Here is a 6,241-nt window from a genome sequence, read left to right on the forward strand (position 1 = left end):
GTCTCCCGGCCACTAAGTCCCCCACCCATTTGTAGCTGCGATGCCCTGGCGAAAGACGTTTGCTAGGACGGCAATGCATTGAAAATTCTCGCGGTACCAGCGGTTGAGCTGGTACCGCTTTTGTTCTGGCAATGACTTGGCTAAATCAAAAGGTCCGTCATTCCAGGAAGTTTCTTTTTCTTTTTTGGGATCCGTATGATGAAACAAAACATATCTCTATCTTTCGCTCTTGTTGCAGTCTTCTCATTGGGAACAGTCGGCTTGATGAGTGGCTGTTCCGAGCAAGGCAATACAACGACCGCCGATCGTGATGAACTATCCAGTTACCTAGAGGAGCACCCTGAGCTAGTGGAAGAGGCTCGCGAACTGGAAAAACAATGGGAGCCAGGGTATGTGGAACCGGATGGAGAGGCCGAGGAAGAGTGATCCTGCCCCCTCTCCTCGCGACTGAGGAAGCGGTATTAGAAGACTCTCAATGAACCACGGACGCAAATATTGCCGAAGTGCCGGCCAACCTTAGATCATCGCCAGGCTTCGTCCTGGCGATGCTACGTTAGAACACGATCAGGACCGTTTTGTGAAGCATACGACCACTGCTGCGGTGGGACTTTTCTTTGTCGCGATGATTCCCATTGCGATTGCCGTGGATACTGCACCGGTCTCGGCGAGCCCACCGAATATCGTGTTCATCCTTGCCGATGATATGGGATATGGCGAGGTATCGGCAATGAATCCCGACCGCTGCAAAGTTCCCACGCCGGCGATCGATCGATTGGCGGCGCAAGGCATGTTGATGACCGACGCGCACTCATCGTCTTCGGTATGCACGCCAACGCGATACAGCATCCTGACCGGACGCTACAACTGGCGTACTAAGCTGCAGCGATTCGTGCTGTACGGATATAGCCCGCCGCTGATTGATTCAAATCGGTTGACGGTGGCCGGCTTCTTAAAAGAACAAGGCTATAACACCGCCGCGATCGGCAAATGGCATCTGGGAATGGATCTACCCACTACCGACGGCAAGGCACCCGGTAAAGGCCACAGCCCCAAAAACATCGATTGGAAGGGAACGATCAAAAACGGTCCGACGTCGCGTGGGTTCGACTACTTCTACGGTATCTCCGCATCGCTCGACATGCCGCCGTTCATCTATATCGAGAATGACCGCTTCGTGGGCCAAGCGACGGCAACTAAAAAGTACCAACGCGAAGGACCGGCGGAACCTGACTTCGAAGCCGTTGACGTTCTGCCCGTACTGAAACAAAAAGCGGTGAATTACATCAAGCGGCAAACAACGGGGCGACCTTACTTTGCCTACATCGCATTGAACTCGCCACACACTCCGATCTTGCCGTCACGCGAGTGGCAGGGGAAAAGTGCCGTGGGGCGTTACGGTGACTTTGTCATGCAAACCGATGACGTGGTCGGAGCGATCGTGGATGCGATTGATCAATCGGCGAGTGCAGAGAATACGATCGTCATTTTCACGACGGACAACGGCTGTTCGAAAATGGCAAAGATCGAACAGCTGAAGGAAGCAGGCCACTACGTCAGTGGGCCGCTGCGAGGCTCCAAAGGTGATCTCTGGGAAGGCGGCCACCGCGTGCCGTTTATACTCCGATGGCCCGCCAAAGTCGCAGCAGGTACTCGTTCGGACGAAACGATCGGCCAGTGGGATCTGATGGCCACGTGTGCGGATCTTTTGCAAACAGAATTGCCGCCGAGAACCGCAGAGGACAGCGTCAGTTTTTTGCCCGCGCTGCAGGGACAACCGATCCAATCGACTCGGCGGGGAATCGTCCACCACGCAATCGACGGGCATTTTGCTTACCGAGCTGGCGACTGGAAACTCTTGCTGGCGCGTGGCTCCGGCGGGTTAACTGCACCCCGAGAAAAGAATGTTTCCGCCGACGCGCCGCAAGTTCAACTGTACAACCTCGCGACGGACATCGGCGAAACAAACAACCTCTATCGGAGCGAACCCGACATCGTAAACCGATTGCTCGGTCTGCTTGAATCGGACGTCCGACGAGGCCGCAGCAGCGAAGGAGTGGATGCGAAGAATGACGTCGAATCCATTCAACTTTGGAAAAGCAAAAATTAGCACGAACCGCGGACGATCCGACCTCCGATCCAATCGGGACAAATCGCATTTCGCTGCGTGGGACGAGCGATAATGGGACGAGCGAAAGGCGTGTCTTTTGACTCCATTTCCACAGCGGAACTGCGGATCGCCATCGTTGGCGTGCTTCGTCTCGCGGTTGATGTTCGCAGTTCGGGCCGTCGCCAACCACTTTTGTGATAATTTCACGCCGTCTTTGATTCCCGACTTTTCGTTGGGTTTTAGCCATCGAAAAAACCCTCCCGAAGGAGGGTCAAAATGCGAACGTCGAAGCAAGTTGCGAGATTAGACGTCGAGGTTTCGCACGTCCAACGCATGCTTCTCGATGAAGTCGCGTCGTGGCTCAACTTTTTCGCCCATCAACAGGCGGAACATTTCATCGGCGGCACCGACGTCGGTCATGTTCACCTTGACGAGTGTACGGTTGGTCGGATCGAGGGTTGTTTCGCGGAGCTCCTCCGCGTTCATTTCGCCCAGCCCTTTAAAGCGAGTCACTTGCAACCCTTTTTCACCCGCAGCCCGGACTTCGGGAAGCAGTTCGCGAAGATCTTCCAGCGGTCGACGAGTGTCCTCGCCCCGCACCAATTCGAACCGTGCCGTGGTTGAACCGGTTCGCTCGATCGGGATCAAATCCTCGAGTGTGAACTGCAGCGGCACTAGGTCTTTCAGTCCGCTGTTGATCGTCCGTACTTCATGCAGCTCGGCCAGGTGGGCGAATACCTCCGGCGCTGCTGGCTCGGCCGTCTTGTCGCCAGCTTCATCCGATGTCAGCTGCAGCTCGTCTTCGTCGACCTCTTCATTATCGAGCCGCCAACCACGCTCGTTAAGCATCGTTTCGACGTCTTCTTGATTATGGAACCAGTGCTCTTCGTTTTCATGCGTCAACAATAGCGCCGGCAAGCGGCCGGTTACGGGATCTTGGCGAACCGCATGAATTTTCAAACTGAAACCACGACGCTCGAGCGCCAGAATCGCATCTTCCATCGACGCCAACGTGATACACAGTTGCCGCATCGTTTCGCCTTCGGCCCGCCGTCCATCTTCGGCTTCGAAATAGGTGTCGTTCAAACCACGTTCGAGCAATCGAGACTTCATCTCTTCTTCGCTTTGAATGTAGTAACGCGACTTGCCGTGCTGGACGCGGAACAATGGTGGCTGGGCCACATAAACATGTCCTGCGGCAACCAATTGATACATTTGACGATAGAAGAAACACAGCAACAGCGTGCGAATGTGACTGCCGTCAACGTCGGCGTCAGTCATGATGATGACTTTGTTGTAACGACGTTTGGTCAAGTCTTGATCGGCCCCGATCCCGGTTCCAATCGCTTGAATCATCGACTGAACTTCTTCATTGGCCAACACTTTGTCTTCGCGGCTCTTGTAAGCGTTGATGATCTTACCGCGAAGCGGCAGGATGGCTTGGTATTGCCGCATCCGGCCACCCTCGGCCGAACCACCTGCCGAGTCACCTTCCACCAAGTACACTTCGCACTCTTCCATCTTTTTACTGATGCAATCGCGAAGTTTCCCAGGCAATCCGCCGCCGCCCAACGCGTCTTTCCGTTTTCGCAGCAAGTCCTTGGCCTTGCGTGCCGCCTCGCGAGCTTCCGCAGCGAGCAAGCCTTTGCGAACAATTGTCTTGGCGACCCGCGGGTTCTCTTCGAAATACTTGGCCAACTGTTCTCCCACGCCGGCGGCGACGATGCTTTCCACATCGCTGTTGCCTAGCTTGGTTTTGGTTTGGCCTTCGAATTGTGGATGCGGGACACGAACGCTGATCACCGCGGTGATGCCTTCGCGAAAATCGTCGCCGCCGGGAACCGCAGATCCTTTGAATAGATTTTCTTTCTTGCCGTAATTGTTCAACGTCCGCGTCAACGCCGACCGGAACCCCGAGACGTGGGTACCGCCTTCGATCGTATGGATGTTGTTGACGTAGGATTGGACGTTTTCGGTGTACTCGGCGCTGTACTGCATCGCGATATCGAACTGAGTTCCGTCCTTGTCGCCTTGCAATTGGATCACGTCGCTATGCAATACATCGCTGGCACGATTGAGATGCTCGACAAACTCGACGATCCCACGCTCGTACTTAAAATCGCCTCCTTCGCCATTGCGTTCATCATGAAATTTGATGTGCACGCCACTGTTCAGAAACGCTAATTCCTGAAGCCGTTTGAAGAGTGTATCGAAGCTGTACTTCGTGACACTAAAGATTTGATTATCCGCTTTGAACGTGGTCTTTGTTCCTGCGCGTTTGGTCACACGGCCTTTGACGACGGGACCGGTGGGCACTCCACGTTCGTATTCCTGGGTCCAGGTGAAACCGTCACGGCTAACTTCGACTTCGGCCCATTGGCTCAGAAAGTTCACGACCGTCACGCCGACGCCATGCAGACCGCCTGAGGTTTGGTAGGCACCTTTTTCGAACTTGCCACCAAACTTCAGCACCGTCATCACGCCTTCGAGCGTACTGACTTCGCGGTCGAGTTCTTCGGAAAGTTGGTCGTGACGCGTGACGGGAATGCCTCGTCCATCGTCTTCGACCGTGACGCTGCCATCGGTGTGAACGGTGACCGAGACGGAATTCGCAAATCCCGCCATCGCTTCGTCAATCGAGTTGTCGACAACTTCGTAAACCAAGTGATGCAACCCCCGCGTCGAGGTGTCGCCGATATACATCCCGGGACGCTCGCGGACGTGCTCGAGATCCGAGAGGTGCTGCAAATCTTTGTCGGTATATTCCGAATTTGCTTTGGGGGCTGTGGAGACCTGGATTGAGGCAACTTGCTGAGCCGCGGCGGTATCAAGCTGCGTTTCAGGGACCGCTGCGCTGCCGCCCGCCGGGTCAGAGGTCGAGGCAACCTCGGGAGTTGCGTTTGCGTCAGCAGCAGGGGTTGCGTCGTCGGATGGGGGTTCCGATTGGGAGTCGTCGCTCATGAAAAGCCTGTATCGAGAACACTCGGGAAGTAGCCGAAAAAAGTTAATCGCTATGCGACGTATTCTAACGTTTTTCTCGACATTCCGCGATGCCTCCTAGGCGTGCGAAAACAACGCGTTTTTACGGTGTTTTAGCGGCTTTGAAAACGACTCAGCCGTTTCTCAACAAACCCACGCTGAAACTCCACTTTTGAGCTCTAGCGGCAAGCAATTTAACGAGCCGATCGGGGTAGGTATTTTTGGTACGCCTGGACCGCCAGTTGGTCACAACGTTCGTTCTCGAGATGACCGGCGTGGCCCTTGACATGATTGAAGATGATCTTGTGCTTCTGCATCAATTGATCAAGTTCACGCCAAAGCTCTTCGTTCTTGATCGGTACCAATTTCGAACCGTCTTTGCGTTTCCAACCACGGCTCTTCCAGCCCTTCATCCAGCTAGTCATCCCCTGGCCCACATAGGTGCTGTCGGCATGCAGTGTGACCTCGCACGGTTCCTTCAGCGATTCGAGTCCGCGAATCACCGCCATCAACTCCATTCGATTGTTGGTCGATTCGGGTTCGCCATCGCTGCGTTCAAGCTCTTTGTCCGTTTTGTTGCATCGCAAAATGAACGCCCAACCGCCTGGCCCCGGATTCCCGCTGCATGCACCATCGGTGAAAAGATCGACTTTTTTCATCCCTACTTTCCTCATTCCCTTGAAAAATCATGCTCGGCGCAGACGGCTCCGCAAACCGTCGCCAACCCAACTGTCTAATGAAAAGGTGTGCCAGCCACTTGAAAACGGTTGATATCTGTTCGTTTTGAACAGCGAACTCGATACATTAACAAATGCATGGCCTATCGAACATCGACCGCATCGTCATCACACCGACGCTGGCCAGCCAACTACGCTTTCGGGGGGGAATCCACGATGGAACGTCAGCCACCACAATCCAATTTTGTTCTCCAAGATCGTGGCGGACTGAGGATGGCCGCCTGTGTTGCCGTGATCAGCGTTACGATGCTCACCCTTGATCGGTCTGCTGCAATGGCACAGATGATCAACACGGCGGTGCCGTTCCAACAGATCGGTACGAGCTCGTTTGAAAACAATCAGTTTGGTTTCTCGCTGCAAGGACCGAACTTTTTCGCCAATATCAATCCGGGCAACAACCCGGCGCCGTTTGCCCCCG

General features: G+C 54.5%; 4 protein-coding genes and 1 pseudogene. 3 read left to right on the plus strand and 2 right to left on the minus strand.

From position 1 onward, the window contains the following. Positions 1-264 precede the first annotated feature (264 nt). Complete coding sequence (locus RMSM_RS41330) at positions 265-426, plus strand: hypothetical protein (RefSeq protein ID WP_008703643.1); 162 nt, start codon at positions 265-267, stop codon at positions 424-426. Between the two features lie 151 nt (positions 427-577). Further along, complete coding sequence (locus RMSM_RS25810; protein WP_008703646.1) at positions 578-2,107, plus strand: sulfatase family protein; 1,530 nt, start codon at positions 578-580, stop codon at positions 2,105-2,107. Between the two features lie 303 nt (positions 2,108-2,410). Here the strand turns inward: RMSM_RS25810 and RMSM_RS25815 are convergent, their stop codons facing one another. Continuing rightward, entirely contained in the window at positions 2,411-5,068 is a 2,658-nt protein-coding gene (locus RMSM_RS25815; protein ID WP_008703649.1) for a DNA gyrase subunit B, read from the minus strand. 212 nt (positions 5,069-5,280) lie between these two features. Continuing rightward, positions 5,281-5,745: a ribonuclease HI gene (rnhA, locus tag RMSM_RS25820; RefSeq protein ID WP_008703651.1), complete on the minus strand. Its 465-nt coding sequence runs from the start codon at positions 5,743-5,745 to the stop codon at positions 5,281-5,283. 234 nt (positions 5,746-5,979) lie between these two features. Here rnhA and RMSM_RS25825 point away from each other — a divergent pair. Then, a pseudogene (locus RMSM_RS25825) lies at positions 5,980-6,241 on the plus strand (hypothetical protein); the annotation flags it as partial.

The organism is Rhodopirellula maiorica SM1, assembly GCF_000346295.1.
Classification (GTDB): Bacteria; Planctomycetota; Planctomycetia; order Pirellulales; family Pirellulaceae; genus Novipirellula; species Novipirellula maiorica.

Coding starts and splice junctions, on each gene's coding strand:
- RMSM_RS41330 (WP_008703643.1), top strand. CDS start 265: ATGAGTGGCTGTTCCGAGCAAGGCAATACAACGACCGCCGATCGTGAT.
- RMSM_RS25815 (WP_008703649.1), bottom strand. CDS start 5,068: ATGAGCGACGACTCCCAATCGGAACCCCCATCCGACGACGCAACCCCT.
- rnhA (WP_008703651.1), bottom strand. CDS start 5,745: ATGAAAAAAGTCGATCTTTTCACCGATGGTGCATGCAGCGGGAATCCG.